Raw genomic sequence first — 16,492 nt, 5'->3', positions numbered from 1 at the left:
GAAAGGTGGATTGCGGTTTTCGGGGCAAGGCCGATGCAAACACAAAAAGGCTGGATCGTTGGACCGGATACGAGATCCGGTCCGACGATCCAGGCATGCGGTCCGAGCGACCGCGGGACCAACGGCAGCAATCGCGTGTCCTCGCTCCCCTCAAGCTGACATCGCCGCCGATTTATGGGACAGTTGTTCAGCGTCGGATCTCAAGCCGATCAGTCTGCTGAGCCAGGCTCGGTAGACGTGGCTGGCTGATCGGCAGGAGCAGCGATCGATGCGCCGTGACAGCGAGGCGCGAGTCCAGAAGGTCGCGCCGCGGTTGCCCTTCTATGCGGGCCTCGGCCTGATCACTGCTGCGACCCTGATGCTGCAGATCGTCGAAACCCGGATTATTTCCGTTACGTCCTGGTATCACCTCGCGTTCTTCGTCATCAGCATCGCGATGTTCGGCCTCACCGCCGGAGCTGTCTGGGTCTACCTTCGATCCGAAGCCTACCGTCCCGCGCACTTGTCCTATCATCTGAGTGTCGCTTCGCTCGGCTTCGCCCTGGCGACCGTCTTTGCACTTCTGGCGCAACTGACCATCGTCACGAGCTTGCCCGCATCGGTCATGTCGTTCGTCGCCTGGGCCGAGTTCGCCGTCGCCCTTTCCTTGCCATTCTTCTTCTCCGGCATCGTCGTCAGCCTGGCGTTGACGCGTAGCGCCTATCCGGTCGGCATCGTCTATGGCGTGGACCTGCTCGGCGCAGCTCTGGGCTGCCTCGGCGCCCTGGCGCTGCTCAACCTGGTCAGCGGTCCCTCGGCGGTGCTCTGGATTGCAGCCTTTGGCGCGGCGGGCGGCCTGTTCTTCGCAGGAGCAAGCCTCGATGGCATCCCTCCTGGCCGACCGATTGCGGCCATCTTCCGGCACCGCAGGGTCGTGCTGGGCTGCCTTGTCGCCCTCGCGGCCGGCAACAGCGTAGCGGACGGCATCCGGCCAACGATCGTAAAGGACTATGTCGAGCAACCGGCGACGATCGCCTACGAGAAATGGAACTCGTTCTCGCGCGTTACGGTCAGCCAAAGCGAGAAAGCGCTGGCGAGCCTCTGGGGGGCATCCCCCCGGTTTGCTCCGGAGCAGATCGAACAGCGCTCGATGACCATCGACGGCGGCGCCGGAACGACGGTCTATCGCTTCCTTGGCGATCTCGGCGAGCTTGCTTTCCTCCGCTACGACGTGACGAACCTCGCCTATGCGCTTCCTGGTCTGCAGACCGGAGCCGTGATCGGCGTCGGCGGCGGCAGGGACATGCTGTCGGCGCGCCTGTTCGGTCTCTCCGAGGTGGTCGGAGTCGAAATCAATCCGATCTTCATCGATCTGCTGACGCGGCGCTTCTCAAGCTACACGGCGATTGGCCGTCAGCCCGGCCTCAGCTTCGAGATCGACGAGGCGCGAAGCTGGTTCGCCCGTGCCGACCGCGCCTTCGATATCATCCAGATGAGCCTGATCGACACCTGGGCCGCCACAGGGGCCGGCGCCTTCACCTTATCGGAGAATGGTCTCTACACCGTCGAGGCCTGGCGGATCTTCCTCGAGCGCCTGACCTCCGAGGGCGTGTTTACCGTGAGCCGGTGGCATGCCCCCGGCGAGGTCAACGAGACCGGCCGCATGGTGAGCCTCGCGGTTGCGACGCTGCAAACTCTCGGGGTGGCCGAGCCGAAGCGGCATCTGTTCATGGCCTCGTCAGGCGCAGTCGCGACCATCGTGATGTCGCGCTCGCCCTTGTCGGAGCAGGCCCTGGATGCCTTGCGGGAAGCCGCAGCGACTTATGCGTTTTCCATCCTGCTGGACCCACAGGCGCCGGCCGCCTCGCCACTGCTCGCAAGCATCGTCTCGGCGCCCGACCGCGATGCCCTCCAGCGCGCCACGCGCGCCTCCTATCTGGACCTGAGCGCGCCGACCGATGCTCGCCCGTTCTTCTTCAACCAGTTGCGACTCGATCGCCTGCTTGACCAGGACCTCCTGGCAGTCGCGTCCAGGCCCGGCGTCTATGGCGGCAACCTCAGCGCGACCCTGACGCTCGCCATGCTGATCCTGATCTCGGCGGTTCTCGTCGCGGCGACGATCATCATTCCGCTTCGGTCCACCGTGAGCGCAGCGCCGTCAACGCTGACCATCGCAGGAACAACCTATTTCGCGCTGATCGGCATCGGCTTCATGATGGTCGAAATCGCGCTGCTCCAACGCATCAGCATATTTCTGGGCCATCCGGTCTATGCTCTCAGCGTCGTCCTCTTCAGCCTGATCCTGTCGACCGGCATCGGCAGCCTGGCATCCGAGCGCATGCCGCTCCACAGCAACGCCCGGCTGATTGGCTGGTCGGTGCTCACCAGCGTGTATCTCCTCGTTTTGCCTGCGTGGCTTCCCGAGGTCCTGCTCCGTCTGGAGAGCGCAAGCCTGCTGCTCCGGGCCGGGTTGGCCGTACTGGTTCTCGCTCCGGCCGGCTTCCTGATGGGTTTCGGTTTTCCCACCGGAATGCGACTGGCCTCCATGATCGACGCCAGACCGACCCCGTGGTTCTGGGGTATCAATGGCGCAGCCGGTGTGCTCGCGGCCAGCGTTGCCGTATTGACGAGCATCGAGTTCGGCATCGATACGACGCTTCGGGTCGGGGCGGTCTGCTACCTGCTGCTGCCCGGACCGGCTCTGCTGCTCGTCAGCTTCAGGCTCCGCGGCAAGACCATGCTGCAATGAGCTGAGCGGAGCCGACCGTTGCCGATGGCCGGGGCCAATCTTCTCGTGTTCTTCTCGGGTTCGCGCGCGATCGGCTTGCAGCCTGCAGCCGAGGCTCAAAACGCCAGCATCGTGTCTGCCGCGGACAGGGGCGTGGCCGCCCGCCAAAGCATCGGCCCGAAAAGTGGATTGCGGTTTTCGGGGCAAAGCCGATGCAAACACAAAAAGGTTAGATCGACCCGGTGACGAATCCATAGAGGACGCCGAGGACGGAGCACGCCGCCAGCACCGCGATCATGCCGACCTTGAAGCGAAACACCGCCAACAGCGCCCCAATCGTCAGGACCAGGGACGGGATGTTGACGGAGCTGAACACAGGCACGTCGACTGTCATGCCAAACCCACGAACCTCGCGCAGTTCTGAAAACAGCACGTTGAGCGCAAACCAGATCGCGAGATTGAGGATAACGCCGACGACTGCCGCGGTGATCGCCGACAAGGCGGCCGACAGAGCCTGGTTGCTGCGCATCGTCTCCATGAAAGGCGCGCCGAGGAAGATCCAGAGAAAGCAGGGGACGAAGGTCACCCAGGTGGTGAGCAGGCCCCCGAGCGTGCCGGCAAGCAGGGGATGCAACGAACCCGGTGCCCGGTAAGCCCCCATGAAGCCCACAAATTGAGTGACCATGATCAACGGACCGGGCGTCGTCTCGGCCATGCCGAGCCCGTCCAGCATTTCGCCTGGCTTCAGCCAGCCAAAGTGCTCGACGGCCTGCTGCGCGACATAAGCGAGCACCGCGTAGGCGCCGCCGAACGTCACCATGGCCATCTTGGAGAAGAAGACCGCAATGTCGGCGAAGACATTGCCTTGCCCAAACAGCGCCAGCAGCCCGAGGACCGGCAGAGCCCACAGAAGCAGACCCACGCCGGCGACCTTCAGCGACCAGCTGACCGGCGGGCGAGCGTGAGCCGGAACCTCCTCGCCAAGGGCCGTATCGGCGTCCGCGACCTGCGTGCCGCCGAGCTTGCCGTGCCCATTGCCCGTCAGGAACGCCGTGAAACCGGCGCGACCGCCGAGATAGCCAATCAGCCCTGCGGCCAGGATGACCAGTGGAAACGGCGCTTGAAAGAAGAAGAGCGCGACAAAGGCCGCGGCGGCGAGCCCGATCAGGACATTGTTCTTGAGAGCCCGTCGGCCGATCCGAGAGACCGCCTCGAGCACGATGGCGAGGACCGCCGCCTTCAGACCGAAGAAGAGCGCCTGGACCGCCCCGACATTGCCGAAGATGGCGTAGATCCAGCTCAGCGCCATGATGGCGATCGCACCCGGCAGCACGAACAGGCTTCCGGCGACCAGCCCGCCCTTGGTCTTGTGCAGGAGCCAGCCGATATAGATCGCCAATTGCTGCGCCTCCGGGCCGGGCAGCAGCGTGCAATAGTTGAGCGCATGCAAGAACCGGGTCTCGCCGATCCAGCGCTTCTCCTCGACGATGATCCGGTGCATCATTGAAATCTGCCCGGCCGGGCCGCCAAAACTCAAGGCGGCGACACGCGCCCAGACCCGCACCGCTTCACCAAAGGAAATACCATGGCTGGGCGTGCCGCTCTTCGAGGCCGGCGTCGCGACTATGCTGTCTGGATTGGCCATGGCCTGGTCCTTCCGATCATCCGCGCTTGGAGCGGAAATACTGGTAGAGGTTGTCGAAGACGGGCGCGCCCTGCGCGATCCGCTCCTCATCGCCCGTGTTCGCCATGGCGACACCGGCGATCAGGCTGGATATGCCCGTGGTTTCCTCGCGGCCGAACTTGCCGTCCTTGAGATCGATGTCGTGGACGATCTCGGCGATGGCCTGCAGGGCCGGATCGGTGATGCCGGCACGGGTCAGCAGCACTTCGAAGCTGCAGCGATCACCCTCATGGGTGATCTCGCCTTCGAACATGTCGAAGCGCAGCTCGCCCGGTTTCGGGGCATAGCCCTTGCCCTGTACGAAACGAATGACGGCATTGGGGTCGATGAAGCGACGGATCAGCCAGCTGCAGGCGATGCGATCGACATGGACGTCGCGCCGTGTCACCCAGGTTCGCCCCTTGAGGTCGGCGATCGGGTCGGCGCTCTGTGGTGGGTCCTTGCTCATGACCTTGTCCTCCGTGACCCGAGCTTCGAGCTCGCAGAGCAATCCTTCGACGGCTAGGCGACCGGTGGCGCCGAAGAAGTCGATCGCGACGAGTTCGGCGAGGCGCTTGCGCATGCGGCCGAGCTGCGTGCGCGCCTCCGCGCGCTTCTCCGCACTCGCTTCGGCATCGAGGCCGGCGCGGAGATCGCGGGCTTCCCCAGCGATCTCCGCGTAGTCGCTGTCACGCGCAGCGTCGAACATGGCCCTGACCTGTGCGTCCGACAGACCATCGATGAGGCGCGCCTCGCACACCATCGCTTCGCCGCTGCCGTCGATGATCTCCTTCAGGAGCCACTCGAAATCCTCCTGCGTCTCGGCATTGGCCGGCAGCGCATAGACGGTGCTCTTGACCGCGACCGCGCCGATGCCTTGCAGCCGCCGCCAGATCTTCACCCGAAAATAGGCTGGCTTGGTCGGCAGCTGATGGATCAGAAGCAGCCAACGCTGTTCTGTCCCGCGTTCATCGTCGCTCATGCATTCACCGTCAGCGCAGCCCCTGGGCTCTGCCGGACACTCCGGTTGGCGCTGGTCGATAATCGCGCAGCAACGAGGCGGGCAATCTCAGCCGGCGCCTGGTCCGGGATGGCGAAGACGGAGCTCACATTGATCTCGCAGAGCACATAGCTGTCTTCACCAGACGCAGTCCGCGGTCCATAGAGGAAGTCGGCATCCCAGATGATCGGCAAGGAATCGGGCTCGATATCGAGCACCGCCATCATCTGCGGCGTCCAGTCAACCTCCATTCTGGTTCTTAGCGTCTGGAACGGCTCTGCCGAGGCGGGATGCATGATCCGCGGACCTGGCTGCGCCGCTTCGGAATCTGGTCCTTCGGGCGGTGGCGGGATCAGCGCCTTGATGAACTGGTGGCCGAAGCCCACAACCTTGTCGCCGCCCATGTAGCAACGGATCATGCCGTCGGGCAGCCGGGGTTGGAACGGCTGATCCACGATGCAGCCACCGGGCGTGAAATAAGCCTCGCAACGCGCCATGAAGTCCGCCAACGCGAGTTCTTCCGGCACGCTGCCGCGGCGCGCATGCAGCACCCGAACCGCCGCGACGCCACTGAGAAGCGGCTCGATCCGTTCGACCTTCCACACGCCCTGGCCGCCGTTGCCGCGATTCTGCTTCAGCACCCGCGGGCCTGCCGTTTGCAACTGCTCGGGGAAGGCCGCACGAAACGCCTGGCAGGATCCGTAGAGATGCGTGTCGGTGTCCCATCCGAGATGCTTCGTGCGATGCAGGACCTGCTTCACACCCATCTTGAGGATCACGTCGGGATGCGCACTCACCCAGGGGCCGCGTGTCGCGACGTCGCGCAGCATCGGGTCGAGCACCGCGCGTGTCTTCCCATCGTGGATCGGATCGACCCAGACGAGCACGCCGTCCACGCTCAGGAGTTGAGCGCGGACCTCGTCCGCAAACGCCTCATCGAAAACCGCCGGTTCCGCGTGAATGCCAAGCGCGGCGAGTTCTTCGAACACGCGATGAAAGCGGTTGTTCTGCGGCGTCGCCGTGCGTCGCCCCTCGCGGTCACCGCGCCAGACCACTGCCACTCCAGGCATCGCCCTGTTTCCTCTCGTTTCCTCCGGGGGCACACGTCCTTTGGCTCGCTGGTCGCGCTCTGCCCCAGAGTCCTCTTTGTTGATGAGCGTACCGTATCATTGAAATTTTTAAATGCAACAGTTGTATCAAATTTGATTTGGGCGTAGCCTTCGGCCTCTCACGGACGCAAGCCGCTACCGAACGAGGACGCCATGCCGCATCAGATCATGCCGCTGCCATTCAAGCCGCCCCGGCTCGAAGGTTTGTCCGAGCGCCTGCTCGCGAGCCACTATGAGAACAACTACGGCGGCGCGGTTCGCCGCCTGAATGCGATCGAGCGCCGGCTTGATGCGCTCGATTGGGCCGCAGCGCCGGTCTTCGACATCAACGGGTTGAAGCGGGAGGAGTTGGTCGCCGCCAACTCGGCGATCCTGCACGAGATCTATTTTGACGGGCTCGGCGGTTCGGGCGATGCCGGTGGCGGGCTTGCTGCGGCGCTGGAACGCGATTTCGGCAGTATCAGTGCCTGGCGGGCCCAGTTCACGGCTTGCGCCAAGGCGCAGGCCGGCGGCTCGGGCTGGACCCTGCTCACCTGGTCGGAGCGCCATGATCGGCTGATCATCCAATGGGCGGGCGACCACACGAACTGTCTTGCCGGCGGCGTGCCCATCCTGGCGCTCGACATGTACGAGCACGCCTATCACCTCGATTTCGGCGCGAAGGCCGGCGCCTATGTCGATGCCTTCATGAAGAACATCCACTGGGAGCGGGTCGCTGCCCGTCATGGGCGCCTCATTGCCCAACAGGCGGGCTGGGCGAAACCGGCCTCCGACAGCAACGCTCATGCCGTCGCTCCGGAAGATCTGCGCGCCCGTCTCGATCGCGGCGACGATCTTGTCGTGCTCGACGTCTGCCTCGCCGAAGACCTGGCGAAGCGCAGCGACATGGTGCCGGGCGCCCTGATCCGGGCGCCGGAGACGATCGCCGACTGGGCCGGCGCGCTGCCGAAGGACAAGCCGGTCGTGGTCTACTGCGTCTACGGGTTCCAGGTCAGCGGCGACGCCGTCGCCGACCTGCGCCGGCGCGGTGTCGATGCCCGCGCTCTCTCCGGTGGCATTGCCGCCTGGCACGCCATTGGCGCGCCCACCGTCCCACTGACACTCAACCAGAAGGAGATGAGGTCATGAAATGGGTTACTCGCGAACGTCCGGTCATCGACCGTATTGCCTGCCCCTGGCTGATCGCCCGCTTCATCGACAAGGAGCCCGAGTTCTTGTTCGTGGCTCCCGATCAAGTGAAAGCTGTGGCCGCCGAGACCGGCGCCACGCCCTATGATGTGCCGGGCGTCGAGTACACGCATGTCGGCGAGGGGTGCAGCTTCGACACCTTCGTCTCGAAACACGGCCTCGACCGCGACCCGGCCATCGTGACGATCGCGGCGATCGTGCGCGGCGCCGATACCGATCGGCACGACCTGACGCCGCAATCGGCGGGATTGCTGGCGATCTCGATGGGGTTGCGGGACGTGACGCCCGACGACCACGAAGTGCTGAAGCATGGCTTCGTCATCTACGACGCGCTCTATGCCTGGGCTTCGCGCCGCAAGGCGGAAACACATAGCTGGCCGCCAGCCATGAAGCCGACGACAGCCTGACTCTCGATCGACTTTGGCACAGGAGAAGATTGATGACCCTGCGCATAGTCGTCGTATCGACCCTCGCTTTTGCTGGCCTGATCGCCCCGGCTGCTGCCGAGACGATTACGTTCGGCGGCGTGCAACCTGGTGCGCTCCCGAAGGAGTTCGTCTCGGGCCTGACTGGCAGCGGTGCGGTCGGCCGTTGGGAGGTGATTGAGGACAGTTCGGCTGACGGCAAGAAGGCCTTGGCCCAGCTCTCCGCGGATAAGACCGACTACAGGTTTCCGCTCGCGGTTTACCACAGGACCTTTCCAAGAGACGTGGATGTAAGCGTTCGCTTCAAGGCGGTCTCGGGAACCGTCGACCGCGCCGGGGGCGTGGCAGTCCGGCTTCAGGATGCCCAGAACTATTACCTCGTGCGGGCCAACGCTCTCGAAGACAATATTCGCCTCTATCGCGTGAGAAACGGCAGGCGCGAGGAGATGAAGGGAGCGAACGTCGAAGTCCTGGCGGGCGAATGGCACACTTTGGCGCTCCGGGCGCAGGGAAATCGGCTCGCCGTCTCGTTCAATGGCAAGGCGCTGTTCGAGGCCCGGGATGAGACATTTTCGACATCGGGAAAAGTCGCTCTCTGGACCAAGGCTGACAGCGTGACCCATTTCGATCGGATCGAGATCACGCCGCTGTCAGACGGTTCGAAGCCATGACTGCGAAGGCGCGCAACTCTTTGACGTGGGCCGCCCTGGAGACCGCCATCGCTGTTGTCGGGCTGACAGCTCTCGCGGGCATCAGCTCTGTCGACGCTGCCGAGACCTTTCGGCTGCTCAAGGGCTCGGAGATCCGAACCAAACTGGCAGGCATGGAGTTCACTGACGAAGTCCATTGGGCGCTGGTGTTCGGCCGCGATGGCACTCTCATAACTATTTCGATGGGAAGGAAGAGCATGGGGCGCTGGCGCGTGAAGCAGGATCGGCTTTGCCTCGAACGTTCGGCCGAGGATCAGCGCTGCTATGCCGTTTGGAGCTCGAGGAAGGCTCTTCAGCTCCGTGAGCCCGGCTTGGATGTTTACGAGGAAGGCGTCGTGCAGCGGCCAGCAGCTCGAAGCTGAAGTCGCGTTTGCGATCTGGGGGAGCATGGATCAGGGGCTATTCCAAAGCGGGGGCGATGGAAGTGGAGCACTATGATGCAAGCAAGACTCGCTCTTTGGGCCATCTTGATGCTGGCCCTCAATGCGCCTGCTCACGCGGAGCCTGATTGGGCCGCCGTTGGCAAAGCGCTCGGGAAGTCCGGTGCCCAGGTTTCGAATGAACTATACCGGGTTGGCCTCCCTCGTTCCGATTTGAAAGTGACCCTCGACGGAGTGCAGCTCAAGCCGGCATTGGCGCTCGGTTCATGGCTGGCGTTCCGGGCTATGGGCGACCGCGACGCCATGGTGATGGGCGACCTCGTTTTGACCGAGCGCGAAGTGAACCCGGTGATGTCGAAGCTGATCGAAGGCGGAATCGGGGTCACCGCTCTTCACAATCATCTGCTCCGTTCTGAGCCCGTGACCATGTACATGCATGTGACAGCGCACGGCGATCCGGTGAAGCTGGCGACCGCGCTGCATGCTGCGTTGCAGGTCAGCGGCACTCCGCTCCTGGACTCGCCGCCGGCTATTTCGTCCGCGATCGATCTCGACACAGCCGCCATCGATCAGGAGCTCGGGCACAGGGGCAAGGTGAATGGTGGTGTCTACCAGGTCAGCATTCCTCGGGCGGAAACGATCAAGGATGGCGGCATGGATGTGCCTGAAGCCATGGGCTCGGCGATTGCCATCAATTTCCAGCCGACCGGGAACGGAAAGGTCGCCATCACGGGCGACTTCGTGCTGATCGCGTCCGAGGTCAACCCGGTGCTGCGGGCCCTGCGCGAAAATGGAATTGAGGTGACTGCGGTTCACAACCACATGCTTGATGACGCACCGCGGCTGTTCTTCATGCATTTCTGGGCGAATGACGATGTCCAAAAACTTGCGAAGGGACTGCGCGCGGTCCTCAACCAGGTGAAGGTGGCCAAGACTTGACCGACACGGCTCAAGGACCCAGCCTCCAGGACCGTGAGGATCGGACGGATCCGGGCACGAGCACCGAGGCCGCTCCCGAGGCACGCTCCGGGTTCCTGCTTCGCCACGGTCTCGCGCCTGACGTCAGGCGGGTTCTCTGGGCGCGCTCCCTGCGGGCCTTCGGCGACGGCTACGTGGCGATCCTGTTGCCGGTGCATCTGTCCAGACTGGGCTACGACGCCTTCGGCGTCGGCCTCATCTCGACCGCGTCGTTGCTGGGCTCTGCCCTGCTGACGCTTGCCCTCGGGTTGGTCGCCTTCCGGATTCGGAGGCGTCCGGCCCTGCTGGCTGCCGGCCTCCTGATGGCCGCGACCGGACTGGGATTTGCCGGGATAGGGGCTTTCTGGCCATTGCTCGTGATCGCCTTCGTCGGGACGCTCAATCCGTCCGGCGGCGACGTGAGCGTCTTCCTGCCCCTGGAACACACCGTCCTCTCCCACGTCGTCGTGGACGAGGACCGGACGGCGGCGTTCGCCCGCTACAGTTTCGTCGGTGCCTTCTTCGGCGCACTCGGGGCGCTCTCGGTCGGCGTGGTCGACTGGCTGGCACCGGTCTTCTCACCCGGGTCGACGTCGGCGGCGCTCTTTGCGCTCTACGGCCTTCTGGGCCTCCTCACGTTCCTGCTCTACCGCCGCCTATCACCCCAAGTCGAGGCGGGTGCCGATAGCCCGCCCGCACCGCTCGGTCCATCCCGCGGGATCGTCTACCGGCTGGCGGCCCTGTTCTCGGTCGACGCCTTCGGCGGCGGCCTCGTCATCAACGCGTTGCTCACGATCTGGCTCAGCGAGAGGTTTGGCGTCGGCGTCGCCACCGTCGGGATGATCTTCTTCGTGACCAGCCTGTGCTCCGCCGTGTCGTATTTCGCCGCGGTGCCGCTGGCCCGGCGGTTCGGGCTGATCAACACGATGGTGTTCACGCACCTGCCGTCGAACCTGTTCCTGATCCTGACCGCCTTTGCGCCGACGATTTGGATCGCGTTCGGGCTCCTGATCCTGCGGGGATTGCTGTCTCAGATGGACGTACCGACCCGGTCCTCCTACGTCATGGCGGTGGTCCGACCGGAGGAGCGGCCGGCGGCGGCGAGCGTCACCGCCGTGCCCCGGAGCCTGGCCGCGGCCGTTGCCCCGCTCCTGTCCGGCTGGCTGCTGACGGTCTCGCCCTTCGGCTGGCCTCTCGTCCTCGCCGGCACCCTGAAGGCAGCCTACGACCTCACGCTTCTGCGACAGTTCTCGGTCATCAAACCGCCGGAGGAACGCTGACGCACTTGAAGGCCAGCGTTCTCCTTCCCACTGGTCCTTGAACTTACAGCCGCGGCCGAAAAGATGCTTGGGTCAAATACTACAACGCCGATCGGCCGAACGGGCCATCGGCTATGCCCCCGCGCATAGGCGCCCGGTCGTAAGGAATCCGCCTGGACCGGAGTTGGCTCACCGCACGAGCGGCCATACTCCCAGCGCGACGACCGCCAAGGCGGCCATGATCTCCAGTCCCGCTCCGGCATGCCGACGCCAGCCGTCGGTCCGATCCAACAGCGTAACCAATCGGGTTCTGAACAGGACCGCCAGCAGCGGGAATGCGACCACGGTGACGATCATGCCGCCCGCGAACGAGCCAGACAGGATCAACCCAGCGCCGACGAGGCCGTTGGCGACGGCATAACTCATGATGAAGGTGGTGAGCGGACAAGGGATGAGTCCGCCGACGAAGGCCAACATCGGGCCGGATCGATCGTGGTCGTGCGCATGCGGCCGGAGGGCGCGCCAGAGCAGCCAGAATCCGACCAGGACGATCAGCACGTGACTTGCGCGTTCCAGCATCGGCGCGCGGCCGGCGCCGACGAGCGTGCGCTGCAAGATCGCCGCTCCGGTCAGGACGATCAGGATCGCGGAGCCGACATGGGTAAGGATGATGATCGTGCTCGACAGTAAGGCACCCGACCAGCGTCCGTCCCCGGCATAGTGGGCCGCCAACAGCGACTTGCCGTGGCCCGGCAGGAGAGCATGCAGCATGCCGAAGCTGACGGCCGCCGCGATCAGCGGCGGCAGCCCCGTGAAGCCTGCGTCGGGCATCGCCTTCAACGCCGCCAGTGCGTCGGCGTGCAGCCAGCGCTGGAGCGAGATCAGCCAATCCATCCGCGCCTCGGATCACTCGGCCCGCGAGGGCCAGCGGTCATGCAGATCGTCGATGACGAAGGCATGGTCATGACGATGCCCGTCGGCTTCGGCGAGATGCGGGTGATCCGGCGGCAGGTCGTGATGGCTGTGGGGCAGACTCGCGGCGTCCGCGGCTGGCCAGACGCGCGTGGCGACGATGAGCGCGGCGAAGGTCAACACCGCGAAGATGCCTGCCGTCAGCGAGAGCGGAAGGACAGCCCCGAGCCAGCCTGCGAGCGGATAGGTCACGAGCCAGCAGGCATGCGAGAGAGCGAACTGGGCCGCGAACACGGCAGGCCGATCGGCGGCCTGCGCCGAGCGCCGCAAGAGCCTGCCCGAGGGTGTCTGAACTGCGGAATAGCCAATGCCGAGGAGCAGCCAGGTCGCGAGGAGCAACGGCCAGGCCCAGCTTCCCGCGACCGTCGTCGCCGTCGCGACATCGGTCCAGGCCGCGGCGAGCAGGGCGGCGCCGAACAGCGTGAGCACAAGGCCGAGCCAGGCCGCGGCGACCAGCATCACGCGTCGGTCCGGAAGCTTGTCGAGCAGTCGAGGCAGGGAGAGCGCGGCCAGCATCGATCCGCCGCCGAAGCAGGCGAGCGCCAGCGCGACCTGCCCATCACCGAGTCCGAGCCAGCCCTTCACGATCACGACCGTATTGACGATCACCAGTGCGCCACCGGCTGCCGCCGCCATGTTGAGGGCGAGCAGGCCGCGCAGGCGTGGCGTGGCGAGATAGATGCGTATGCCTCGCGTCGTCTTGTCGTAAATGCCGCCCTGACGATGGACGGCCGGCGACAGGGGGAGCGACACCGAGAGCACGAGCGCCGCCGAGACCAGGAAGCCGATCACAGTGCCTGAGAACAGCCAATGGAAGCTGATCAAGCTCAGCAGCAGTGCCGCAAGCGCGGGACTGACGAGGCTTTCGAGATCGTAGGCCAGCCGCGAGAGCGACAGCGCCCTTGTGTAGTCCGCTTCCTCCGGCAGCACATCGGGGATCGTCGCCTGGAAGGTCGGTGTGAAGGCCGCGGAGGCCGATTGCAGCAGGAAGATCAGCACGTAGATCTGCCAGATCTCGGAGACGAAGGGCAGCAGCAGCGCGATAGCGGCTCGCGCCAGGTCCATCGCGATCAGAAAGGCCCGGCGCGGCAGTTGCGCCGCATAGGCGCCGACGACGGGCGCCACCGTGACATAGGCGACCATCTTGATCGCCAGCGCGGTACCGAGCACTGCGCCCGCTCTTTCGCCCGCGAGCTCGAAGGCGAGCAGTCCCAGCGCGACGGTCAGCAGGCCGGTGCCGAGCAGCGCGATGATTTGCGCCAGGAAGAGGTGCCGGTAGGTGCGGTTGGCGAGAACGTCGAGCATGGCTTTCCTGAACGTCCCGCTCAGCCGCCGAACGGCTGCGCCAGCGCGGCCTGCGCAGCGCGCGGAGCCTGCGCCGAGAGACCCATCCAGCCGTGGAGGCCGACATAGAGGCCGACCCCGACGAGCAGGATCCCGGAGAAGTAGGGAGCGCGGCGGGCGAAGGTCGAGAACCAGGACCAGCGCTCGGTCGCATGGCGCACGCTCAGCGCTGCCGCTGCGCCGACGGTCACGAGCGTGATCGCGAGGCCGATCGAGAAGCACAGCACCAGCGTGAAGCCGAGCGTGAACTCCTTGAGCTGGAGGCAGAGCAGCAGCACCGTGATCGCCGCAGGGCAGGGGATCAGTCCGCCGGTCAGGCCGAACAGGACGATCTGCCAGGTCGTGACGTTGCGGTCGGCGAAGCGGCGACGGATGTCGTTGGCATGGGCAAGCTCGTGCGCGTCCTGATAGCCGCCCGTCGCGACGTCGAGCCCGCGCAACTCCTCATGCATGTGGTCGTGACCGTGGGCATGGTCTTCGACGAAGGAGAGGTCGTAGTCGTGGCTGTGCCCCTTATGGCCGAGCGAGATGCGGGCCATGAACTGGTGCGGCTCGGGGATTTCCTCGACGGATTCGACATAGTCGACCCTGTCCACGAAGCTGAAGCTCTGGCGGGTTCCGTCCGGCCTCTCCGTCACGATCGAGATGGCTTTCGCGGGCCAGGTCTTGCCGCGCTCGGTGCGGATGCGCCAGCGTGGCGGAACGCCGTCCTCGAAAACCTCGACGGCGACCACGCCATGCCCGGTGTCGATCCGGCGGATCTCCGCGCCATGGCCGTGCTCGTCATGCCCGTGACCGTGATCATGACCGTGATGCTGCTCATGATCATGGTGATGACCATGGTCATGGCCGTGATCCCCGGCCGCGGCCTCCGCGCGCTGCTGATCCTTCCAGGTGCGCCGGAGCATCCAGAGCGCCATGGCGACGATGACGACGGCCGAGACGAGCTGGAGATAGGGCTCGAAGGTCTCGGGCGCGACACCTTGCCAAAGATACATGCCGCCGATCGCGATGCCCCAGACGATGATCGTGTGGGAGACCGTCGCCGCCAGCCCGAGCAGCACGGCCTGTGTCACCGTTCCCCGGACCGCGACGATGAACGCCGCCATCATTGTCTTGGAGTGGCCGGGCTCAAGCCCGTGCAGCGCTCCGAGCAGGATCGCGCTCGGAATGAACATCCAGGCGTGCGCGGAGCTTTGCTGGATCAGGTCGGCGAAGGACGGCATCGGGAACTCACAGGTATTTGGCGATTGCCTTGAACTCGTCGATCGAGCGGCGCTGGTCGCGCGGCAGCGGGCCGACGACATCCTCGAGGCAATGGTCGAGATGGTCTTGGATCAGGTTCTTCTTGGCCTGGCCGATCGCCTTCTCGACCGCGTGAAGCTGCTGGGCGAGGTCGAGGCATGGGCGCCCGGCCTCGATCATTTCGATGACCTTGCGCAGGTGTCCCTCGGCGCGTCGCAGGCGCTTGGCGATCTCGGGGTGGCTCTGGTGGACATGAGACTCGGACATGGCAAAAAGGTATCCCCCTGGATAGGATGAGTCAAAGGCGAGATTCGTCACGTCATGCCCATCTCGTCAAACTTTCGTTAAGAATGGTCCGTCTTGCTGGAAGCCATGCCGCAACGCAGCATCAGAATCAGACTTTGCCTGGCTGCCGCCTTCCTGGCGGTGGTGGCAATGCTGCTGTCCGCGGTTCACGTCCAGTCGGGCCACAACGCCTATGCGATGGCCCAGGCGGAAGTCCAGCGCCATGCCGAACTCGCCGCGGCCATCGCGAAACACGGGCACGCACATGACGAGGGCGAGCCGGACGAGCGTCTTCCGGGGCATGTCCACGGCCACAACACCGCTGACCACATTCACGAGACTGCGAACCTGGTCGGCCAGATCCAGCTCGGCATGCCGCGCTTCGTCCGCACGGTGATGCGGCACGAGCCGGAGGGCGTCGAACCCGGGCTGCCGAGCGCCTTGGAACGTCCGCCTCGATCCGTCGTCGGCTGAAGCTGGCCGCTGCGCGGCCCTCTGCAACGACAACCACGGATCATTCATGACGAAACCTTCGACGGAAGGGCGCCGCCGGCTGCGCGCGCCGTTCCTGATCATGCTCGCCACGCTTTTTGCGCTGGCCGGCCTCAATGCAGCACTCGCCCATGCCGTCGCCGAAGGCGACAAGGGCTACATCCAGGAGATCACGGGGGTGAACCTGATCCCCTTCGTCTATCTTGGCGCCAAGCACATGGTGACGGGATACGACCACATCCTGTTCCTGTTCGGGGTGATCTTCTTCCTTTATCGGCCGAAGCATATCGCGATCTATGTCAGCCTGTTCGCGATCGGCCATTCCACGACGATGCTGCTCGGCGTCTATTTCAACGTCGGGATCAACAGCTACATCATCGACGCGATCATCGGCCTCTCGGTCGTCTACAAGGCGCTCGACAACATGGGCGCCTTCCAGAGATGGCTCGGCTTCCAGCCGAACACCAAGGTCGCGACGCTGATCTTCGGCCTGTTCCACGGCTTCGGCCTATCGACCAAGATCCTCGAATACAACATCTCACCTGACGGGCTCGTCGCGAACCTCCTCGCCTTCAACGTCGGCGTCGAGATCGGGCAGCTCACCGCGCTGGCGATGATCCTGATCGCCATGGGGTATTGGCGCCGCACCGACAGCTTCTGGCGCCACGCCTACGCCGCCAACACCGTCATGCTCACCGCCGGGTTCGTGCTGATCGGCTACCAGCTCACCGGCTATTTCATCTCCCAGGCTTGAAG

General features: G+C 64.8%; 16 protein-coding genes. 9 read left to right on the top strand and 7 right to left on the bottom strand.

The features are described from left to right. The first annotated feature begins 268 nt into the window (after positions 1 to 268). On the top strand, positions 269 to 2,728 hold the full coding sequence (locus tag FG93_RS25890) for a class I SAM-dependent methyltransferase (RefSeq protein ID WP_043240379.1): 2,460 nt from the start codon (positions 269 to 271) through the stop codon (positions 2,726 to 2,728). A 208-nt stretch (positions 2,729 to 2,936) separates the two neighbouring features. Here the strand turns inward: FG93_RS25890 and chrA are convergent, their stop codons facing one another. The 3 genes from chrA to FG93_RS25875 are packed head-to-tail and all read right to left on the bottom strand — an operon-like array spanning position 2,937 to position 6,440. Beyond that, positions 2,937 to 4,352 carry a chromate efflux transporter gene (gene chrA / locus FG93_RS25885; protein ID WP_043240376.1) on the bottom strand — a complete coding sequence of 472 codons (1,416 nt, stop codon included), beginning with the start codon at positions 4,350 to 4,352 and terminating at the stop codon, positions 2,937 to 2,939. 16 nt (positions 4,353 to 4,368) lie between these two features. Next, complete coding sequence (locus FG93_RS25880) at positions 4,369 to 5,352, bottom strand: chromate resistance protein ChrB domain-containing protein (protein ID WP_200878164.1); 984 nt, start codon at positions 5,350 to 5,352, stop codon at positions 4,369 to 4,371. Further along, positions 5,349 to 6,440, bottom strand: a complete 1,092-nt coding sequence (locus FG93_RS25875) for a Cj0069 family protein (RefSeq protein ID WP_052514212.1) — start codon at positions 6,438 to 6,440, stop codon at positions 5,349 to 5,351. Before FG93_RS25875 ends, FG93_RS25880 begins: the two co-directional genes overlap by 4 nt. A gap of 192 nt (positions 6,441 to 6,632) precedes the next feature. Between FG93_RS25875 and FG93_RS25870 the strand changes: the two genes are divergently transcribed. The 6 genes from FG93_RS25870 (at position 6,633) to FG93_RS25845 (ending at position 11,419) form a co-directional block, all read left to right on the top strand. Beyond that, a complete protein-coding gene (locus FG93_RS25870) occupies positions 6,633 to 7,607 on the top strand; it encodes a Fe-Mn family superoxide dismutase (protein WP_043240373.1) in 975 nt (324 codons plus the stop codon). Next, positions 7,604 to 8,074, top strand: coding sequence for a chromate resistance protein ChrB domain-containing protein (locus tag FG93_RS25865; protein WP_043240371.1), 471 nt, complete (start codon positions 7,604 to 7,606; stop codon positions 8,072 to 8,074). Before FG93_RS25870 ends, FG93_RS25865 begins: the two co-directional genes overlap by 4 nt. A gap of 32 nt (positions 8,075 to 8,106) precedes the next feature. Further along, positions 8,107 to 8,763, top strand: coding sequence for a family 16 glycoside hydrolase (locus tag FG93_RS25860; protein ID WP_043240369.1), 657 nt, complete (start codon positions 8,107 to 8,109; stop codon positions 8,761 to 8,763). Then, positions 8,760 to 9,164, top strand: a complete 405-nt coding sequence (locus FG93_RS25855) for a hypothetical protein (protein WP_043240366.1) — start codon at positions 8,760 to 8,762, stop codon at positions 9,162 to 9,164. The genes FG93_RS25860 and FG93_RS25855 overlap by 4 nt, the downstream gene beginning before the upstream one ends. A 75-nt stretch (positions 9,165 to 9,239) precedes the next feature. After that, the gene (locus FG93_RS25850) at positions 9,240 to 10,121 is read left to right on the top strand and encodes a DUF1259 domain-containing protein (protein ID WP_043240608.1); all 882 of its coding nucleotides are present in this window, start codon (positions 9,240 to 9,242) and stop codon (positions 10,119 to 10,121) included. A 95-nt stretch (positions 10,122 to 10,216) separates the two neighbouring features. Further along, positions 10,217 to 11,419: an MFS transporter gene (locus FG93_RS25845; RefSeq protein ID WP_043240605.1), complete on the top strand. Its 1,203-nt coding sequence runs from the start codon at positions 10,217 to 10,219 to the stop codon at positions 11,417 to 11,419. 168 nt (positions 11,420 to 11,587) lie between these two features. Here the strand turns inward: FG93_RS25845 and FG93_RS25840 are convergent, their stop codons facing one another. Genes FG93_RS25840 through FG93_RS25825 form a run of 4 tightly spaced genes read right to left on the bottom strand, consistent with a single transcriptional unit; the run spans position 11,588 to position 15,226 of the window. Beyond that, a complete protein-coding gene (locus FG93_RS25840) occupies positions 11,588 to 12,292 on the bottom strand; it encodes a nickel/cobalt transporter (RefSeq protein WP_052514211.1) in 705 nt (234 codons plus the stop codon). Between the two features lie 12 nt (positions 12,293 to 12,304). Continuing rightward, positions 12,305 to 13,675 carry an MFS transporter gene (locus FG93_RS25835; protein ID WP_043240363.1) on the bottom strand — a complete coding sequence of 457 codons (1,371 nt, stop codon included), beginning with the start codon at positions 13,673 to 13,675 and terminating at the stop codon, positions 12,305 to 12,307. Positions 13,676 to 13,695: 20 nt separating this feature from the next. Next, positions 13,696 to 14,940 (bottom strand): nickel/cobalt efflux transporter, encoded by a 1,245-nt coding sequence (locus FG93_RS25830; protein ID WP_043240360.1) that lies wholly within the window; start codon positions 14,938 to 14,940, stop codon positions 13,696 to 13,698. Between the two features lie 7 nt (positions 14,941 to 14,947). Then, on the bottom strand, positions 14,948 to 15,226 hold the full coding sequence (locus tag FG93_RS25825; protein ID WP_043240358.1) for a metal-sensing transcriptional repressor: 279 nt from the start codon (positions 15,224 to 15,226) through the stop codon (positions 14,948 to 14,950). A gap of 105 nt (positions 15,227 to 15,331) precedes the next feature. Between FG93_RS25825 and FG93_RS31465 the strand changes: the two genes are divergently transcribed. Then, positions 15,332 to 15,718 (top strand): hypothetical protein, encoded by a 387-nt coding sequence (locus tag FG93_RS31465; protein WP_152579633.1) that lies wholly within the window; start codon positions 15,332 to 15,334, stop codon positions 15,716 to 15,718. A 46-nt stretch (positions 15,719 to 15,764) separates the two neighbouring features. Next, on the top strand, positions 15,765 to 16,490 hold the full coding sequence (locus tag FG93_RS25815; protein WP_043240356.1) for a HupE/UreJ family protein: 726 nt from the start codon (positions 15,765 to 15,767) through the stop codon (positions 16,488 to 16,490). Positions 16,491 to 16,492 lie beyond the last annotated feature (2 nt).

Origin of the sequence: Allobosea sp. LC85 (assembly GCF_000735605.1) — a bacterium.
Lineage (GTDB): Bacteria > Pseudomonadota > Alphaproteobacteria > Rhizobiales > Beijerinckiaceae > Allobosea.
Note: the sequence above shows the minus strand (reverse complement) of the source record. Positions and strands in the feature narration are given on the sequence as shown.

What these genes read in the sequence shown, in the direction of transcription:
- FG93_RS31465 (WP_152579633.1), top strand. Translation starts at nt 15,332, where the DNA reads ATGCCGCAACGCAGCATCAGAATCAGACTTTGCCTGGCTGCCGCCTTC.
- FG93_RS25850 (WP_043240608.1), top strand. Translation starts at nt 9,240, where the DNA reads ATGCAAGCAAGACTCGCTCTTTGGGCCATCTTGATGCTGGCCCTCAAT.
- chrA (WP_043240376.1), bottom strand. Translation starts at nt 4,352, where the DNA reads ATGGCCAATCCAGACAGCATAGTCGCGACGCCGGCCTCGAAGAGCGGC.
- FG93_RS25840 (WP_052514211.1), bottom strand. Translation starts at nt 12,292, where the DNA reads ATGGATTGGCTGATCTCGCTCCAGCGCTGGCTGCACGCCGACGCACTG.
- FG93_RS25835 (WP_043240363.1), bottom strand. Translation starts at nt 13,675, where the DNA reads ATGCTCGACGTTCTCGCCAACCGCACCTACCGGCACCTCTTCCTGGCG.
- FG93_RS25825 (WP_043240358.1), bottom strand. Translation starts at nt 15,226, where the DNA reads ATGTCCGAGTCTCATGTCCACCAGAGCCACCCCGAGATCGCCAAGCGC.
- FG93_RS25815 (WP_043240356.1), top strand. Translation starts at nt 15,765, where the DNA reads ATGACGAAACCTTCGACGGAAGGGCGCCGCCGGCTGCGCGCGCCGTTC.
- FG93_RS25830 (WP_043240360.1), bottom strand. Translation starts at nt 14,940, where the DNA reads ATGCCGTCCTTCGCCGACCTGATCCAGCAAAGCTCCGCGCACGCCTGG.
- FG93_RS25860 (WP_043240369.1), top strand. Translation starts at nt 8,107, where the DNA reads ATGACCCTGCGCATAGTCGTCGTATCGACCCTCGCTTTTGCTGGCCTG.
- FG93_RS25870 (WP_043240373.1), top strand. Translation starts at nt 6,633, where the DNA reads ATGCCGCATCAGATCATGCCGCTGCCATTCAAGCCGCCCCGGCTCGAA.
- FG93_RS25855 (WP_043240366.1), top strand. Translation starts at nt 8,760, where the DNA reads ATGACTGCGAAGGCGCGCAACTCTTTGACGTGGGCCGCCCTGGAGACC.
- FG93_RS25865 (WP_043240371.1), top strand. Translation starts at nt 7,604, where the DNA reads ATGAAATGGGTTACTCGCGAACGTCCGGTCATCGACCGTATTGCCTGC.
- FG93_RS25890 (WP_043240379.1), top strand. Translation starts at nt 269, where the DNA reads ATGCGCCGTGACAGCGAGGCGCGAGTCCAGAAGGTCGCGCCGCGGTTG.
- FG93_RS25880 (WP_200878164.1), bottom strand. Translation starts at nt 5,352, where the DNA reads ATGAGCGACGATGAACGCGGGACAGAACAGCGTTGGCTGCTTCTGATC.
- FG93_RS25875 (WP_052514212.1), bottom strand. Translation starts at nt 6,440, where the DNA reads ATGCCTGGAGTGGCAGTGGTCTGGCGCGGTGACCGCGAGGGGCGACGC.